Below are 16,460 nucleotides of genomic sequence, written 5' to 3'. Positions count from 1 at the left end.
CTACTCGGCCGCCATATCAGCAGCATCCACACCGGCAACGCGCACAGGTTTCTTCATCGCGTCGCGGCGGAAAGGTTCGCCAAGTTCTTGGTTCAACATGACTTCAATCAATGTGGTCTTGTTGTTTTCCATCTGATCTTTGATTGCTGTGTTCAGCACCTCCGTCAGTTCGTCCATTGTGCGGGCCACAACACCTTTCAGACCACAGGCCTGCGCGATGCCAGCGTAAGACACTTCTGTGTCCAGCTCGGTCCCGACGAAGTTGTCATCGAACCACAAGGTGGAGTTCCGCTTTTCCGCGCCCCACTGGTAGTTGCGGAAGACGATCTGCGTGATCGCAGGCCAATCGCCGCGCCCGATGGCGGTCAGTTCGTTCACCGCGATGCCAAAGGCACCATCACCTGCGAAGCCTACAACTGGGACGTCCGGCTGACCGATCTTTGCACCCACGATGGATGGCAGGCCGTAGCCACACGGACCGAAGAGACCCGGTGCCAGATACTTCCGACCTTCATCAAAGTCAGGGTAGGCATTGCCGATCGCACAGTTGTTGCCGATGTCAGAGGAAATGATCGCCTCACGTGGCAGCGCCGCTTGGATCGCTCGCCATGCCATCCGCGGCGACATCCAATCCGGCTTGGCTGCCCGCGCCCGCTCATTCCAAGTTGTGCCCGGATCGTCATCCTCGTGATCCATCGATGACAGCTCTTGCTTCCACTTGGATTTGGTGTCGGCGATCAGGTTCTTGCGTTCTTCACGACCTGCTTCGCCAGCGCCATCGGCCAGTTGTGCGGTGATGCCCTTGGCGACCTTCGCCGCATCACCCACGATACCAACACTGACCTTCTTGGTCAGACCGATCCGGTCAGGGTTGATGTCGACCTGAATAATCTTCGCATCTGTCGGCCAATAGTCGATGCCATAGCCTGGGAGGGTGGAGAATGGGTTCAACCGCGTGCCAAGTGCCAACACAACGTCAGCCTTCGCAATCAGCTCCATCCCAGCTTTCGATCCGTTATAGCCCAACGGCCCTGCAAACAGCGGGTGCGAGCCGGGGAAGGCATCATTGTGCTGATAGCCAACACACACGGGCGCATCTAGCGCTTCGGCCAATGCTTTTGAGGCATCAATGCCGCCTTCGGACAAAACCACACCAGCGCCGTTCAGGATCACTGGAAACTTTGCCTCGGACATCAGTTTTGCTGCTTCCGCGACGGAGTTTTCACCACCGGGGGAGACTTCGAATGAAATTGGCTCTGGGGTCTCAACGTCGATCACTTGTGTCCAGAAATCACGTGGGATGTTGATCTGCGCTGGGCCCGACAAACGGTGCGCTTTGGAGATAACGCGCGCCAGAACCTCGCAAACACGGGAGGGGTCACGCACCTCTTCCTGATAAGCCACCATATCTTCGAAAAGCTTCATCTGCTCAACTTCTTGGAAGCCACCCTGTCCAATGGTTTTGTTCGCCGCCTGCGGTGTGACCAGCAGCAGCGGTGTGTGGTTCCAATAGGCAGTTTTCACAGCAGTGACGAAGTTGGTAATGCCCGGGCCGTTCTGCGCGATCATCATCGACATCTCACCCGTCGCGCGGGTGTATCCGTCAGACATAAAGCCTGCGGACCCTTCGTGCGCACAGTCCCAGAACTTGATGCCAGCAGCAGGGAAGATATCCGAAATTGGCATCATGGCGGAGCCGATGATCCCAAAGGCATGGCGAATGCCATTAGCCTGTAGCGTTTTTACGAAGGCCTCTTCGGTGGTCATTTTCATGGGCTGTCCTCTCCAAAAGAATTATCGCCGCCTAAATCGGCAGCGATTTCGTTGTCGATAAAATAGTGAGCACTTGAGGGTAACAGTAGGTCCAATTCGAAAGCTGCGCTAGGTCCAATTTAGTACTTTCGGTCTCATTTTTTTGCAAAATTGCAGGGGTTTTGTGGCTCATTCGTCCCTATCCGCCCTACGTTTTCGCAAGTTCTGCGTCGATTCTCTTGCGGATCAACTTCACGCCTTTTGCAATCCGTTCGGTGGGGATTGAAGAGTAGGCAAGTCTGAAGAACTGCCGAGGCGGGTCTTGGTCTGCGAAAAAGGGTGAACCGGGCTCAATCAGCACACCATCTTGTTGCAAATTCTTTGCGAGCACGCCTGTGTCCACGCCGTGTGGTGCCTCCACCCAGACTGATGATCCGCCATAAGCTCCCTTTCCGGCGACTTTGATGTCTATATCGTTGAGCGCAGAGTCCAAGACCTGCCGTCGCTTGTGATAGGTCCGCGCCATTCGCCGGACCAACGCATCATAATGCCCCAGTGACAGGAAATAGCTCACTGTGCGCTGCGTATGCCCTGGCGCGTGCCGAAGGACCGATGCACGCAGGGCGCGCGCTTCGCGGATGAATGGCGCGGGCCCAACCAGATAGCCAAGTCGCAGGCCAGGGAAGAGAGATTTAGAGAAGGAGCCGACGTAAATCACCCGACCGTCACGGTCCAACGATTTGAGCGACGGCGACGGCGATTTCAGAAACGCCATCTCAAATTCATAGTCGTCTTCAACGACAAGGAAATCATCCGCCTTCGCCCGCCCCAACAGCGCCTGTCTGCGTGACATCGGCATCGTGGCGGTGGTAGGGCATTGGTGGCTGGGCGTGGTAAAGACAACGTCCGTCTCCGACGGCAACTCGTCCAACTTCAACCCTTCGCCATCCACTGGCACCGTCGCCAGCTGACAGCGCGACTGCAACAGAATCGACCGCAGCGCGGGGTAGCAAGGATCCTCAATCGCGGCCAAGCGTCGCTGGGTCAGCAAAACTTGCGCTGTGAGCCAAAGCGCGTTCTGCGCCCCCATTGTGACAAGGATTTCATCGGGGCTGGCGAGGATGCCGCGACGGGGCAGGGTCTGGCGTGCAATAAACTCGATCAACTGCGGATCGTCGCCGTCGAAATAGTCAGACGTCAGCGATGAGAAATCCCGCTTGCCCAAGGCTTGTAGGGCACACATTCGCCAGTTCGCGCCGTCAAACAGCTCTGGGTCCGTCTGACCATAGATGAACGGGTATTCGTACTCCGCCCAATTGCTCGGTTTATTCATCCCCAAGGCGGGCGAAAATCGCTGCCCGATGGCCCGCGTCCAATCAACAGTCGTTGCAGAAGCCCGCTGCGCCGGAAAAGCGGGTGGATCGGGTGCATTGTCGGAGACATAAAACCCCGACCGCCCCCGCGACATTAGATAATCATCAGCAACCAACTCGGTATAAGCCAGCGTGACCGTGATCCGGCTAACCCCCAGATGCTTCGCCATTGATCTAGACGATGGCAACTTCTCCCCCGGCCTAAACCGACCGGCCAGAATGCCCTGTGCAACCATCTGTTGAATACGCGCCTGAAGCGTGCCTTCCCCATTGGGATCAATAAAAAATGTCTCGATCGAGATCGCCATGCGCGGACCTTGGTGGGGCAACATGGCGGAGTCAATTTGCAGAAGCCCCAAATGCTTGGGAATTCAGGATTGATACATCCTAAATTAACATATCCCGAACGTCTCGAAAGGCGCCAAAAATACGAAAGTCCAACAAAAAAAGGGCACAAGACTTTTGACCGTGTGCCCTTCGTTCCAATAAGTGATCCTACCCCAAAACGCGGGTCAGAGCTTGGTCAACAGCGTCTACGACAGCGTCGATGTCGTCGGTTGTGGCGATCAGCGGGGGCGCGAAGAGTAGGGTGTTGTTGTAGCCCGGAAGCGACCGGTTGGTCGCGCCGATGATGACGCCCTGCTGCATACAATCCGCCACAACGGCCATGACCTTCTTCTCATCCACCGGCTCTTTCGTGCCGCGATCCGCAACCAGTTCCGCGCCGGCAAACAAACCTTTGCCCCGGACCTGACCAATCACAGCGTGCTTCTCCGACAGCGCTTCCAGCTGCGCTTTCAGGTGGGCACCGACCGTGACGGAATTGCCCAGCAGATCTTCTTCCTCGATGATCTTCATGTTCTCAATCGCCGCAGCCGGACCGCCAGTGCAGCCGCCAAAGGTCGAAATATCACGGAAGAAGCCAAGCTTGTCGGTGTCGTCCTTGAACTTGTCGAACACCTCATTCGTGGTGACGCAACAGGAAATTGCGGCATAGCCAGAGGCGACACCCTTTGCCATCGTCACGATATCCGGCTGGATGCCGAAGTGCTGATAGCCGAACCATGTGCCGGTCCGCCCCAAGCCACAGACAACCTCGTCGATGTGAAGCAGGATGTTGTACTTTTTGCAGATCTCCTGCACCTTCTCCCAATAGCCTTTTGGCGGAACAATCACGCCACCACCTGCGGTGATCGGCTCAAGGCAAAGCGCGCCAACCGTGTCTGGGCCTTCGCGCAGAATGACCTCTTCAATCGCTTCGGCTGCTTTCACGCCATAGCTGTCGCCCGCATATTCGTCCTGCGCGCGGTATTCGAGGCAGTGCGGCACCCGCACGAACCCCGGTGTGAATGGACCAAACTGTGCGTTGCGCTCGTCCTGACCACCCGCCGACATCGTCGCTATGGTGGAGCCGTGGTAGTCGCGTTCACGGTAAAGAATCTTGTTCTTCTTGCCGCCGTAGTGCTTGTGGCTGATCTGGCGGACCATCTTGAACGCTTTCTCATTCGCCTCAGAGCCGGAGTTGGCGTAATACACACGGTCCAGCCCTGGCATTTTCTCGGTCAGCATCTCAGAAAAACGCGCACCGGGGATCGTGCCCAAAGAGCCGCCGAAGAAGCACATCTTAGTCACTGCATCGGCAATCGCCTTGCCCATCCGCTCCCGACCATAGCCGATGTTCACGGTCCAAACACCACCAGAGACGGAGTCGATATGCTCTTTGCCCTTGATGTCCCAAAGGCGCATGCCCTTGCCCTCAACGATGATGCGGGGATCGACACCCATGTCGTATGGTTTGTGCTGGCTCAGGTGATGCCAAACGTGGGCGCGGTCGGCCTCGACGATCGCTTCTGGATCATTCGTGAAGTTGTTTAGGTCCATGAAGCCTCTCCATGTTCAGAAATCAGCCGCCCAATCGAATCCTTTGGGCTCGGCAAACGTTGATACGATATTTGATCCTTACGTTTGCTACTGAAATAGGGCCAGATACTCACTAAAAATAATACCAGATTGCAGGTCGAACCCATGCCAGAATTGCTCTAACATTCTGATTTCAATGGCTTTAAGGCAGAATTTCACATTCTGAACCCACCCAAGGCGTCGGAAAACCATAACCCTTTTAGCAGCTACATGTTGACGCAAGGGTCTGAAATCGGTGCAAAATTAAGCAGACCGCTCAGAGTTTTCGATAATGTCGGAAATTTGACGACCCCGACGCAACAGGGGCTAGCCGAATGGCATGGCCTGTGTTTAGCTCGTTTTCGTTCAGGCGGTCGTAATGACTTACCGACGATCTCGGACAAGCCGAGACATCACAAGGGAGAATATGAATGAAACTCAAGAACACACTGATGGGTGCTGTTGCTGGCGCGGCGTTGCTGGCTGGCGGTCAGTCCGCAATGGCTGCAGGCCACGGCGAAATCACCGTTGCGTACTTCCTCGAATGGCCAATGCCGTTCCAGTTCGCAAAAGTGAACGAGATGTATGAAGAGGCGCTGGGCGTCGACATCAACTGGGTCTCCTTCGACACAGGCACTGCGATGTCTGCAGCGATGGCATCTGGCGATGTTCAGATCTCCGTCTCTCAGGGTATCCCACCATTCGTGGTCGCAACATCCGCAGGTCAGGACCTTCAGATCATCGACGTTGCTGTGTCCTACGCTGACAACGACAACTGCGTTGTCGCATCCGGCCTCGAAATCGATAAGGACTCCGCTGGCGAACTGGCTGGTAAGAAAGTCGCTGTTCCACTCGGCACAGCTGCCCACTACGGCTTTCTGTCCCAGATGAACCACTTCGGTGTCGATATCTCCTCCATGGAAATCGTTGACATGGCCCCTGCTGACGGCGCTGCTGCGATCGCACAGGGTCAGGTTGACATGTCCTGTGGTTGGGGTGGTGCGCTGCGCCGCATGAAGGAGCACGGCAACGTTCTTCTGACAGGTGCAGAGAAAGAAGCGCTCGGCATCCTCGTGTTCGACGCGACAACTGCACCAGCATCCTTCGTCGCTGAAAACCCAGAGCTCGTCGCAAAGTTTGCTGAAGTCACAGCGAAATCGAACGAGATGTGGAACGCAGGCGACATGCAGGCTGAAATGCTGCCAGTGATCGCAAAAGACGCTGGTATGGACGAAGATGCGACAGCTGAAACAATGGCAACATTCGTGTTCCCAACTGTTGAAGACCAGTTGTCCGAAGCGTGGTTGGGCGGCAACGCTGCGACATTCATGAAAGGCGTTGCAGACGTCTTCGTGGGTGCAGGCTCCATCCCATCCGCGCTCGACAGCTACGAAGGTGCGATCTCCAAAGACGCGCTGATGTCTGTCAGCTCCATGTAAGAATGATCTGTGGGGCGCGGTTCGACCGTGCCCCACAATCAGCCTCTATATTCCGGCAAGCGCACCAACCGACGGCGTTTTCTCGAATATAGAACGGGGTAGGGAATGTCGGGACTTAATATCAACAGTATCTCGATGCGGTTCGATTTGCCGAACGGGTCCTCCGTTCAGGCGCTCAAAGACGTATCATTGAACCTCAAAGCGGGGGAGCTCTTGTCCGTCCTCGGCCCGTCTGGCTGCGGTAAGACCACGCTTCTCAACATTGTTGCTGGTTTTCTCGCCCCAACCGAAGGCAACATCGAACTGAACGGCGCGACGGTCGAAGGGCCAGGCAAAGAACGCGGCATGGTGTTCCAGCAGGGCGCGCTCTTCGAATGGATGAGCGTGCGTGACAACGTCAGCTTTGGCCCACGGATGAAAGGCCAGAAAGCGTCGGAATATTCGGTGGAAGTTGACCACCTTCTCGACATCGTCGGCCTGCAGGACTTCAAGGAAAAGGCGATCTACGAACTCTCCGGCGGTATGCAGCAGCGTGTCGCCTTGGCTCGCTGCCTTGCCAACGATCCAGACGTCATCCTGATGGATGAACCGCTTGGCGCGCTCGACGCGCTAACCCGCGAAAAGATGCAGGGTCTGGTTCTGAAACTCTGGAAAGAAACCGGCAAGACGATCATCCTGATCACCCACTCAGTGGAAGAAGCCTTGCTGTTGGGCGAACGCCTCATCGTGATGGCCCCGCGCCCCGGCCGCATCCACAAAGAATACAACCTTCCTTTCGCTGACATGGGTGTCGGCCAAGACCTCCGCGAGGTCAAGAAAGACCCACGTTTCAATGAGGTGCGCGAGGAAATCCTCGGCATGATTTGGGATATGGAAGAAGAAATCATGGGTCGTACCGAAGGAGTAGGGGCATGAACATTTTCGGTGAACTCTTCGGCGAACTCTTCGCCGTCTTCGCAACACTTCTGGCAGCGATCCCTTACATTCTGGGCTACGTACTTCTTATACTGCTCTGCCTGTTCACCTGGAACTTGGTCAAGCGGGCCCTGACGCCAAAGAAGGACTATGGCTCCCTTAAGACCGTGACCTTCGGCGATGAAAGTGCGGTGTCTTCAAACACCGTCGCTTCCGTCGTTTCGATCCTGTTGATCTTTGTCCTCTGGGGCGCATTCACAGGCTCAAAACTCCTGCCTGGCTTCCTGCATATGCCCGGCGCGTTCACGGGGGAGGGGTCATTCACCTACACCGCCACCGCCACCGCAAACGGCCAAAGCGACGATGCAGAGGTCACCGTCCTCGTCTTCCAAACCGGCCAAGACGTGACCGCGCCAGAGGTTGAACCGGGCGACGGGTTTGCCAAGAACGACAGCATCGCCATCACCGCCTACCGCACCGAACTTCTGCGCGTGGACCGCAATGATGAAATCACTCGCGACGACGGGGCCATCGTTTCCGCTGTCAACGGCATGCCGATTGAACCCGGTGGTAGCGTCCCGACTGAGTTTGGCCAGGTCAACATGTCCCAGAAAGGCACGCTCAATATCGTTCCCTCTACCGGCTGGCAGATGGAGCCGATCTGGCTCCCATCCCCAGAACGTGTTTGGGAACGCCTGACGGAAATCGCGACCGAAGGATTCCGCAATTTCACGCTGGCACAACACCTTGGCTACTCGCTCTTCCGCGTTGTCGTCGGCTTCCTGCTTGGCGCTCTGGTCGGCATCCCGCTTGGTTACGCAATGGGCCTCTCTGACTGGTTCCGTGGCTGGTTTGATCCAATCGTGGAATTTATGCGCCCCGTGCCACCGCTCGCCCTGATCCCGCTGGTCATCATCTGGGCCGGTATTGGGGAAGAAGGAAAGATCATACTGCTCTTCCTCGCTGCCCTCTGGATAATGGCTATCGGCGCACGGTCCGGCGTTTCCGGTGTGCGGATTTCAAAGGTCCACGCGGCCTATTCCTTAGGCGCAAGCAAGTGGCAGATCATGCGCCACGTCATCATTCCAAACTCCCTGCCGGAGATTTTCACCGCCGCGCGCGTGGCGATGGGGGTCTGCTGGGGCACCGTTGTGGCCGCCGAACTGGTCGCAGCGCAAAAGGGTGCCGGGATGATGATCATGACCGCGTCCAAGTTCCAGAACACCGACATCGTCATCATGGGCATCATCCTGATCGGCATCATCGGCTTCAGCATCGACATGCTGATGCGCCAGCTTGAAAAATGGCTGGTGCCGTGGAAGGGTAAAGGCTGATCCCAAGATAAATTTCGACGAAAAGGCGCGGAGTTTTCCGCGCCTTTTTTGTTGTCCCTAAGGGGGTGCGCAACTAAGGCGTGTATATGGAATTTTCAACCACTGACTGGCTTCTCATCGGGCTCATCGCTGCTTTCGGTTTGGCTGCCGTCATCTGTGCTCTGGGACTGTTGCTCCGCAAGATCTTTGGTCCGCGCGAAACTGTTCCCTCAAACGCGATTGTCGTTGATGGGTCGAATGTCATGCACTGGGGCGGCGATCCATCGGTGAAGGTTCGCAAACGCGCCGTCCAACACCTGATCGACCGTGATCTTAAGCCTTACGTCATTTTCGACGCCAACGTTGGTTACAAACTGTCAGACCGCTACCTTGATGATGCTCCGATGGCGAATCTCATCGGACTTCCCGCCAAGCAAGTTTTGGTCGTCTCAAAAGGGCAGATAGCGGATGAGGCCATTCTCAGCTTTGCATCCGAACATGAGCTTCGGGTAGTCTCCAACGACCGTTTCCGCGATTGGTTCGTTAAGCACCGTTGGATCAAGAAACGGGGCAGGCTGGTGCGCGGCAGCTTCATAAAAGGCGCCCTAAAAATGTCAGCCCTTTAGATCGTCCGGCGTTAACTCGAACGCCTTCCCAAATCCCCCGTTTAGATGAATGGTTTCTGGCGTGATCCGCCACATCTGGAAGTCGGTGAAATCATAGTAAAGCTTCGCCTTCGGGATCGCTGCCAACCACGCCTCTTTCAACGCAGCTTTATCAGCCAACTCGGCACATCCCATCACCGTCATGCGCGGGTGGGTCAGGGGATCACCTTTGTTGCCCGGCTCCCCCAGCAGCATTGAACACTGTGGATCCGCCATCAGCGCCTTGGTGTGCAGCGACAGGGTTGAGATCAGTAGATGCGGCGCCCCGTCCAATGCCACGGTCGCACTGCGCGACACATAGGGTGCGCCCGTCTCAGGATGCCGCACGGCCAAAGCGCCAAACCGTGCCTCCGCCAGCAACCAACGTATCAAGGCGCGCGCGTCATCATCAGTCGGTTGGATTGGGTTAATCTTGTCGGTCACGACGACAGCGTCGTCCCACAATCGCGAAAGGCTTGTACAGCAGGGGCGGCTTCCATCAGCTCAAAGACAAAGATTTGACCGCCGGTCTTGGCAAAGGCGCGCAGATTGAACTCCAACCCATCAAGCAGATTGCCAAACCCTTTGTTTGTCACCCGCAAGGTGGCGCCGTCTTCCAACAGTTGATGGCGGTCGGTGCCGATCTGGATTTGATTGCCACCCGCAAACAGGATCCCGAACGTGGGCGCTCCGGGCCATTGCCCCTCTGCCAAGGTGAGATCAATCCCGTAAAGACGGCTCAACGGGTCAAAGGTGACCGTGACCTGACCGCCCGAGTTTTGATGTTCGATCGTGCAAATTGGATCGGCGTGGAACTCCCACGCGCCAACAGGTGTCGCAATCAGAGCAAACAGCGCTGCTAGCCTTGCCATTTCTTCTTTCGCTTCACACCGCCACGCATGCCACCACGTCCCATCGTGCTGCGGCCAGAGGCTGCCTTGGCGTCCTCAACCGCTTTGTCCACTGCATATTGGCGGGCAAGTGGGTCATCGGCAATAGTCAACTCGACCGTTTCCAACCGCTTCACTTCGTCGCGGAGGCGGGCCGCCTCTTCAAATTCCAGGTTCTCAGCCGCCTTGCGCATATCGGCCCGCAAACCATCCAATACCGCCTGCATGTTCTGTCCCGGCTTCTCAACCTTGGTCGTGACACGCGCCTGATCGGTGTCGCCTTTGTAAAGACCGGCCAAAATATCTTCGACGTTCTTCTTCACCGTCTCCGGCGTGATGCCATGCGCTTCGTTATAGGCCATTTGCTTGGTGCGGCGGCGTTCGGTTTCCTTCAGCGCACGCTCCATCGAGCCTGTAATCCGGTCGGCGTACATGATGACGCGCCCGTCTGCGTTCCGCGCTGCACGACCGATGGTCTGGACGAGTGACGTCTCCGACCGCAGGAACCCCTCCTTGTCAGCGTCCAAAATGGCCACCAATCCACACTCGGGAATATCTAAACCTTCGCGCAGCAGGTTAATGCCAATCAGCACATCAAACGCGCCAAGCCGCAGGTCGCGCAGGATCTCGATCCGCTCAATCGTGTCGATGTCAGAGTGCATGTAGCGCACCCGAATACCCTGTTCGTGCATATATTCGGTCAGATCTTCGGCCATCCGCTTGGTCAGTGTCGTCACCAACGAACGGAACCCATCAGCGGCCACCTTGCGGACCTCATCCAATAGGTCATCGACCTGCATCTCCACTGGACGGATTTCCACCTCAGGGTCCAAAAGCCCCGTTGGACGAATGATCTGTTCAGTAAAGACGCCGCCGGCCTGCTCCAACTCCCACGCAGCGGGCGTGGCGGAGACATAAACAGACTGTGGGCGCATCGCGTCCCACTCTTCAAATTTCAGTGGGCGGTTGTCCATGCAAGACGGCAGGCGGAAGCCATGCTCGGCCAGTGTGAACTTGCGGCGATAGTCGCCCTTATACATCCCGCCGATCTGCGGCACCGACACGTGGCTTTCATCGGCAAACACAATCGCGTTGTCGGGAATGAACTCAAACAGGGTGGGGGGCGGCTCCCCCGGAGCGCGGCCTGTTAGATAGCGCGAATAGTTCTCAATCCCGTTGCAAACGCCCGTCGCTTCCAACATCTCAAGGTCAAAGTTCGTGCGCTGCTCCAACCGCTGCGCCTCCAGCAACTTGCCCTCCTTCACCAGCTGGTCGAGCCTGATCTTCAGCTCTTTCTTGATGCCGATAATCGCCTGCTGCATCGTCGGTTTGGGCGTCACATAGTGAGAGTTCGCGTAGACACGCACCTTCTCAAACGTGTCTGTCTTTTCACCGGTCAGCGGGTCAAACTCTGTGATCGTCTCAAGCTCTTCGCCAAAGAACGATAGCTTCCACGCCCGATCATCAAGGTGGGCGGGCCAAATCTCCAAACTGTCGCCACGCACCCGGAACGTGCCGCGCTGGAACGCCTGATCGTTGCGGCGGTACTGCTGCGCGATAAGGTCAGCCATGATCTTGCGCTGGTCATACATCCTGCCCGCATGAATATCCTGCGTCATCGCGCCATAGGTCTCCACCGACCCGATACCATAGATGCAAGAGACGGAGGCAACGATGATCACATCATCTCGCTCCAACAGCGCCCGCGTCGCCGAATGGCGCATCCGGTCGATCTGTTCGTTGATCTGGCTCTCTTTCTCGATGTAGGTGTCGGACCGCGCGACATAGGCTTCGGGCTGGTAGTAGTCGTAGTAACTGACGAAATACTCGACCGCGTTGTCAGGGAAGAAGCCCTTGAACTCCCCATAAAGCTGCGCGGCGAGCGTCTTGTTCGGGGCCAGAATGATCGCAGGGCGCTGCGTCTCCTCGATGACCTTCGCCATGGTGAAGGTCTTACCAGTGCCCGTCGCGCCCAAGAGCACTTGATCCCGTTCCCCATCATTCACGCCGTCGGCCAGCTCCTTGATGGCCGTTGGCTGATCCCCTGCAGGCTGAAACTCCGTCACCATCTTAAAGGCGAAGCCGCCCTCCATCTTCTCCCGCTCACGCACATTCGGCGCGGGGTTCGACAGATAGGCAGCATCTTCAAGTTCGCGTTTGTCGGAATGGGAGTAGGCCATGACAGACTCCTTGGGGGCAGACCCATATAGTTGGCCTTATTCCCCATAGGTTCAAGAGCCTCTCCTGACAGCAGGTGTCAGGAGCGCATGTGCTGGAGCCTCCGATCTGCCCCTGATACACTCACCCCATGCCCATGATCGGCAACATCGAAGATTATTTCACCAAAGGCTGCGGGCGCTGCGACCGCTTTGACACGCCCGATTGCTCCGCCGCGCTCTGGCGCGATGGGTTGTTGCAACTCAGGGCGATTTGTCAGGCGGCGGGGCTGGAAGAGATGGTCAAATTGGGCCAGCCGACCTACGTGCGGAATGGCCGCAACATCGCGATCTTCGGGGCGTTTCGAAATGACTTCCGGCTGACCTTCTTCAACAGCTCCCTCATGAAAGACCCACATGCCATCTTGGAAAAACAAGGGGTCAATGCGAAACAGGCCGACATGATCCCTTTCACTGATGTGGGGCAGGTGGCCGCGCGGAAAGACATTATCCTGGCATACCTCGCCGAAGCGATCAGCTATGCCGATGCTGGCATCAAGCCCGTCAAAGTGGTTGAGGAACAGGAGCTGCCGGAAGAACTCATCAGCGCCCTTGACGCCGATCCCGAACTGGCAGAGGCGTTCCACGCCCTCACGTCTGGTCGTCAGAAAAGCTATATCCTAAACCTCAACAGCGCCAAGCAAAGCGCCACGCGCGTCACCCGCATCCTTAAATTCCGCGACAAGATCATCGCAGGCAAAGGCGCGCTCGAACGCTAAGGTTGACCTCCGTCGCGGGGCGAGTAGCTATACCGCAACAGCATCAGGAGCGCCGCCATGAGTATTGACCCCGAAAAACTTGACCGTCTCGCCGAAGTCGCCGTTCGGACAGGTGTGAACCTGCAACCCGGTCAGGATTTGATCATCACTGCGCCGATGGCGGCGCTGGAATTGGTGCAGCGGATCACCGTGCAGGCCTACAAAGCGGGTGCGGGGCTCGTCATGCCGTTCTTCAATGACGAAGTGATCACACTCGCCCGCTACGAACACGGCCACGATCACAGCTTTGACCGTGCGCCCGGCTGGTTCTATGAGGGACTGGGTAAAGCGTTCAAAGACGGTGCAGCCCGCATAGCGATCACAGGCGACGATCCGATGCTGCTCTCCGAACAAGACCCAGAAAAGGTCGCCCGTGCGTCCAAAGCCACCTCCATCGCCGCAAAACCCGCGATGGAACCCATTGTCGGGTTTGAAGTGAACTGGAATATCGTGGCCTATCCTGGTGCGGCATGGGCTTCCCGCGTGTATCCCGACCTCCCCGTTGAAGAGGCGCAGAGCAAGTTGATGGACGCGATCTATGACGCCTCCCGTCTCGCTGGCGACGATCCGGTTAAAAACTGGGAACAGCACTCCGCAAACCTGCAAGTGCGGGTCGATTGGCTCAACGACATGAACTTCGAGGCGCTTCATTACACCGGCCCCGGCACTGACCTGCGCCTTGGACTGGCCGAGGGGCACATCTGGAAAGGTGGCGCATCGCCCGCTCTTAACGGCGTGGTCTGCCAACCCAACATCCCGACGGAGGAAGTGTTCACCTGCCCACACGCCTACAAGGTCGAAGGCACCGTCGCCGCCACCAAACCGCTCGCGCACCAAGGTAATGTGATCGAAAACATCGCGGTGCGCTTTGAAGCAGGTAAGATTGTCGAAGCCACCGCGACAAAAGGTGAGGACGTGCTGAATGCTCTCCTCAAAACTGATGACGGCGCGAGCCGGATCGGGGAAGTCGCGCTCGTCCCGCATTGCTCCCCCATCAGTCAGTCAGGGACGCTTTTCTACAATACGCTTTTTGACGAAAACGCCTCCTGCCACATCGCGCTTGGCCAATGCTACGCCGACACGATCAAAGGCGGCAGTGAGTTGAAACCAGAAGAGCTGCAGCAGCTTGGCGGCAACCAAAGCCTGATCCATGTCGACTGGATGATGGGCTCTGACGCGGTGGACATCGACGGCATCAAAAAGGACGGCACGATTGTGCCCGTGATGCGCGCGGGAGAGTGGGCATAATATCTTGCACAGCGGCGGGGTTTTTCAGATAAGACCCACAGCCAAGGGAGTCAGCCATGCGCGCACGCATCTACAAGCCAGCGAAAACTGCCATGTCCTCGGGGACAGCCAAGACCAAGTCTTGGGTTTTGGAGTTTGCCCGCGAAAGCAAGCGAGAGATTGACCCTTTGATGGGCTGGACCGGCTCCTCTGACACGCAAAGTCAGGTGCGGATGACGTTCGACAGCAAGGAAGCCGCGCTCGAATACGCGGAGGAGCATGGCATTATGGCGACTGTCACCGAACCCAAGCTGCGCAAGGCGAACATCCGTCCCGGTGGCTATGGCGAAAACTTTGCCACCAACCGCCGCGGTGCTTGGACCCACTAAATTCTCTGGCCTCGGCCGCATTCCTCTTGCCATCAGACCATGACCCGCGCGATACGTGCTCGAAGCGGGCCCATAGCTCAACTGGATAGAGCAGCCGACTTCTAATCGGCAGGTTGAGGGTTCGAGTCCTTCTGGGCCCGCCACTTTCTTTTGACATGGGGTGGTCGGAATTTTAGTGCGGGTTGCCGCATCAGACTGGGCCGCTATGCGTTCATTGTTGCCCGTCCTCCCACCATTGTTTTGCCTGTCGATACGCACCGTTTCCAAACCTTATGCGGATCAGTGCCGATTGCCCCTACGTCGCCAGCGGGATGCCGAGGTCTTGACCTGATTGCCCATCAATCTCCTTTGTAAAGATGGCAAAGGTTCACGTGCTCTTTGTGTTAGTCTTTCACAGGTGCGCCACCTTCGAACACATTCACCCCGTGATAGCCGATTGCGTCCTGCTGCATCTCAAGATGCAGACTGTCGGCGGTGTACGGATGCGCGCGGGCGAGCTCTTCGTTGAAATTGATGCCCAGCCCCGGCTCGCTTGGTGGGGTGACATATCCCCCCTCCACGCGGATCGCGCCGCCAATCAATGCATCATGGAACGCGGTTTCGATCGTCTCCGCCATCAGGGTATTGGGGATCGACGCTGCCAAATGGATGTTTGCCGCCCATTCCACGGGGCCTGCGTAGAGATGAGGCGCGATCTGCGCATTGTGCACCTCTGCCAATGCCGCGATCTTCTTACATTCCCATACGCCGCCCGCGCGTCCTAACGCAGGCTGCAGGATGCTCGCAGCGCCGCTTTTCAGCACCTGCGCAAACTCGGCCTTGGTGCAAAGCCGCTCTCCCGTTGCCACGGGGATCGTCACCGCCGCCGCGACCTTGGCCATCTCCGCAGGATTGTCGGGTGGGATCGGCTCTTCGTACCAAAGTGGGTTATAGGGCTCGATGGCGGTGCCCAACCGAATCGCCCCCGCAGTTGAAAATTGACCATGCGTGCCAAAAAGCAGATCAGCCTGATCGCCCACGGCCTCACGTATCGCTTTGCAGAATGCCACCGACAGGCTGATGTCATGCATTGACGGCATGTGCCCACCAAGCACCGTATAGGGTCCGGCAGGGTCAAACTTCACCGCTGTATAGCCATCCTTCACCCGCGCAATCGCCGCCTCCGCCGCCATTGCGGGGTCAGCCCAGAAATCGGGCAGGGGATGGTGCGCTTCTGGATAAAGGTATGTATAGACCCGCACGCGGTCCGTCATCCGCCCACCAAGCAACGCGTGAACCGGCCGCCCCCGCGCTTTGCCTAAAATATCCCAGCACGCAATCTCCAACCCAGACCAAGCGCCAATCACAGTGAGATCAGGCCGCTGCGTGAAGCCAGAGGAATAGACCCGACGGAATATCTTCTCGATATCCTCGGGATTCTCGCCCAGCATATGCCGCTCAAACACATCCTTGATGACGGCTTGCATCGCGTCCGGCCCAACAGAGGTCGCATAGCATTCGCCATAGCCCACGATCCCGTCCGATGTGGTCAGCTTGGGGATGATCCAATACCGGCCACCCCATCCCGGGGCAGGCGGGGCCGTGACAAATATCTCAAGATCGGCAAGTCTCATCGCATCACATCCATCGTTGACCCAGAAAGGCC

Annotated in this window: 14 protein-coding genes and 1 tRNA gene; 8 read left to right on the top strand and 7 right to left on the bottom strand. The window is 57.2% G+C overall.

From position 1 onward, the window contains the following. The 3 genes from xsc to ACTF5F_RS07680 form a co-directional block, all read right to left on the bottom strand. The gene (gene xsc, locus ACTF5F_RS07690; protein ID WP_438956290.1) at nt 1-1,773 is read right to left on the bottom strand and encodes a sulfoacetaldehyde acetyltransferase; all 1,773 of its coding nucleotides are present in this window, start codon (nt 1,771-1,773) and stop codon (nt 1-3) included. A gap of 187 nt (nt 1,774-1,960) precedes the next feature. Beyond that, on the bottom strand, nt 1,961-3,433 hold the full coding sequence (locus ACTF5F_RS07685; protein ID WP_438956289.1) for a PLP-dependent aminotransferase family protein: 1,473 nt from the start codon (nt 3,431-3,433) through the stop codon (nt 1,961-1,963). Between the two features lie 187 nt (nt 3,434-3,620). After that, nucleotides 3,621-5,006: an aminotransferase family protein gene (locus ACTF5F_RS07680; RefSeq protein WP_438956288.1), complete on the bottom strand. Its 1,386-nt coding sequence runs from the start codon at nt 5,004-5,006 to the stop codon at nt 3,621-3,623. Between the two features lie 449 nt (nt 5,007-5,455). On the opposite strand from ACTF5F_RS07680, the gene ACTF5F_RS07675 reads away from it, so the two are divergent. The 4 genes from ACTF5F_RS07675 to ACTF5F_RS07660 all read left to right on the top strand — a co-directional run bounded on the left by ACTF5F_RS07675 (nt 5,456) and on the right by ACTF5F_RS07660 (nt 9,317). Next, nucleotides 5,456-6,463, top strand: coding sequence for a taurine ABC transporter substrate-binding protein (locus tag ACTF5F_RS07675; RefSeq protein WP_438956287.1), 1,008 nt, complete (start codon nt 5,456-5,458; stop codon nt 6,461-6,463). 105 nt (nt 6,464-6,568) lie between these two features. Further along, nucleotides 6,569-7,378 carry a taurine ABC transporter ATP-binding protein gene (locus ACTF5F_RS07670; protein ID WP_438956286.1) on the top strand — a complete coding sequence of 270 codons (810 nt, stop codon included), beginning with the start codon at nt 6,569-6,571 and terminating at the stop codon, nt 7,376-7,378. Further along, nucleotides 7,375-8,712, top strand: coding sequence for an ABC transporter permease (locus ACTF5F_RS07665; RefSeq protein WP_438956285.1), 1,338 nt, complete (start codon nt 7,375-7,377; stop codon nt 8,710-8,712). The genes ACTF5F_RS07670 and ACTF5F_RS07665 overlap by 4 nt, the downstream gene beginning before the upstream one ends. Nucleotides 8,713-8,798: 86 nt before the next feature. Continuing rightward, nucleotides 8,799-9,317, top strand: a complete 519-nt coding sequence (locus ACTF5F_RS07660) for an NYN domain-containing protein (RefSeq protein ID WP_438956284.1) — start codon at nt 8,799-8,801, stop codon at nt 9,315-9,317. Here the strand turns inward: ACTF5F_RS07660 and ACTF5F_RS07655 are convergent. Genes ACTF5F_RS07655 through uvrB form a run of 3 tightly spaced genes read right to left on the bottom strand, consistent with a single transcriptional unit; the run spans nt 9,306 to nt 12,405 of the window. Beyond that, nucleotides 9,306-9,779 (bottom strand): HugZ family protein, encoded by a 474-nt coding sequence (locus ACTF5F_RS07655; RefSeq protein ID WP_438956283.1) that lies wholly within the window; start codon nt 9,777-9,779, stop codon nt 9,306-9,308. The genes ACTF5F_RS07660 and ACTF5F_RS07655 overlap by 12 nt on opposite strands. Beyond that, nucleotides 9,776-10,207: an excinuclease ABC subunit B gene (locus ACTF5F_RS07650; RefSeq protein WP_438956282.1), complete on the bottom strand. Its 432-nt coding sequence runs from the start codon at nt 10,205-10,207 to the stop codon at nt 9,776-9,778. Before ACTF5F_RS07650 ends, ACTF5F_RS07655 begins: the two co-directional genes overlap by 4 nt. After that, nucleotides 10,195-12,405, bottom strand: a complete 2,211-nt coding sequence (gene uvrB / locus ACTF5F_RS07645; protein ID WP_438956281.1) for an excinuclease ABC subunit UvrB — start codon at nt 12,403-12,405, stop codon at nt 10,195-10,197. Before uvrB ends, ACTF5F_RS07650 begins: the two co-directional genes overlap by 13 nt. 128 nt (nt 12,406-12,533) lie before the next feature. Here uvrB and ACTF5F_RS07640 point away from each other — a divergent pair, with 128 nt between their 5' ends. The 4 genes from ACTF5F_RS07640 (at nt 12,534) to ACTF5F_RS07625 (ending at nt 14,958) form a co-directional block, all read left to right on the top strand. Continuing rightward, nucleotides 12,534-13,160 carry a YdeI/OmpD-associated family protein gene (locus ACTF5F_RS07640; protein WP_438956280.1) on the top strand — a complete coding sequence of 209 codons (627 nt, stop codon included), beginning with the start codon at nt 12,534-12,536 and terminating at the stop codon, nt 13,158-13,160. A 57-nt stretch (nt 13,161-13,217) separates the two neighbouring features. Further along, on the top strand, nt 13,218-14,447 hold the full coding sequence (locus ACTF5F_RS07635; RefSeq protein ID WP_438956279.1) for an aminopeptidase: 1,230 nt from the start codon (nt 13,218-13,220) through the stop codon (nt 14,445-14,447). 56 nt (nt 14,448-14,503) lie between these two features. Beyond that, entirely contained in the window at nt 14,504-14,815 is a 312-nt protein-coding gene (locus tag ACTF5F_RS07630) for an ETC complex I subunit (protein ID WP_438956278.1), read from the top strand. A 66-nt stretch (nt 14,816-14,881) separates the two neighbouring features. Beyond that, nucleotides 14,882-14,958: transfer RNA gene (locus ACTF5F_RS07625), tRNA-Arg, on the top strand. 240 nt (nt 14,959-15,198) lie between these two features. On the opposite strand, the gene ACTF5F_RS07620 is transcribed toward ACTF5F_RS07625, so the two are convergent. Then, nucleotides 15,199-16,428, bottom strand: coding sequence for a mandelate racemase/muconate lactonizing enzyme family protein (locus ACTF5F_RS07620; protein ID WP_438956277.1), 1,230 nt, complete (start codon nt 16,426-16,428; stop codon nt 15,199-15,201). Nucleotides 16,429-16,460: the final 32 nt, after the last annotated feature.

It is taken from the genome of Cognatiyoonia sp. (assembly GCF_965661665.1).
Taxonomy (GTDB): domain Bacteria; phylum Pseudomonadota; class Alphaproteobacteria; order Rhodobacterales; family Rhodobacteraceae; genus Cognatiyoonia.
This window is presented reverse-complemented; position numbering and strand designations above follow the sequence as displayed.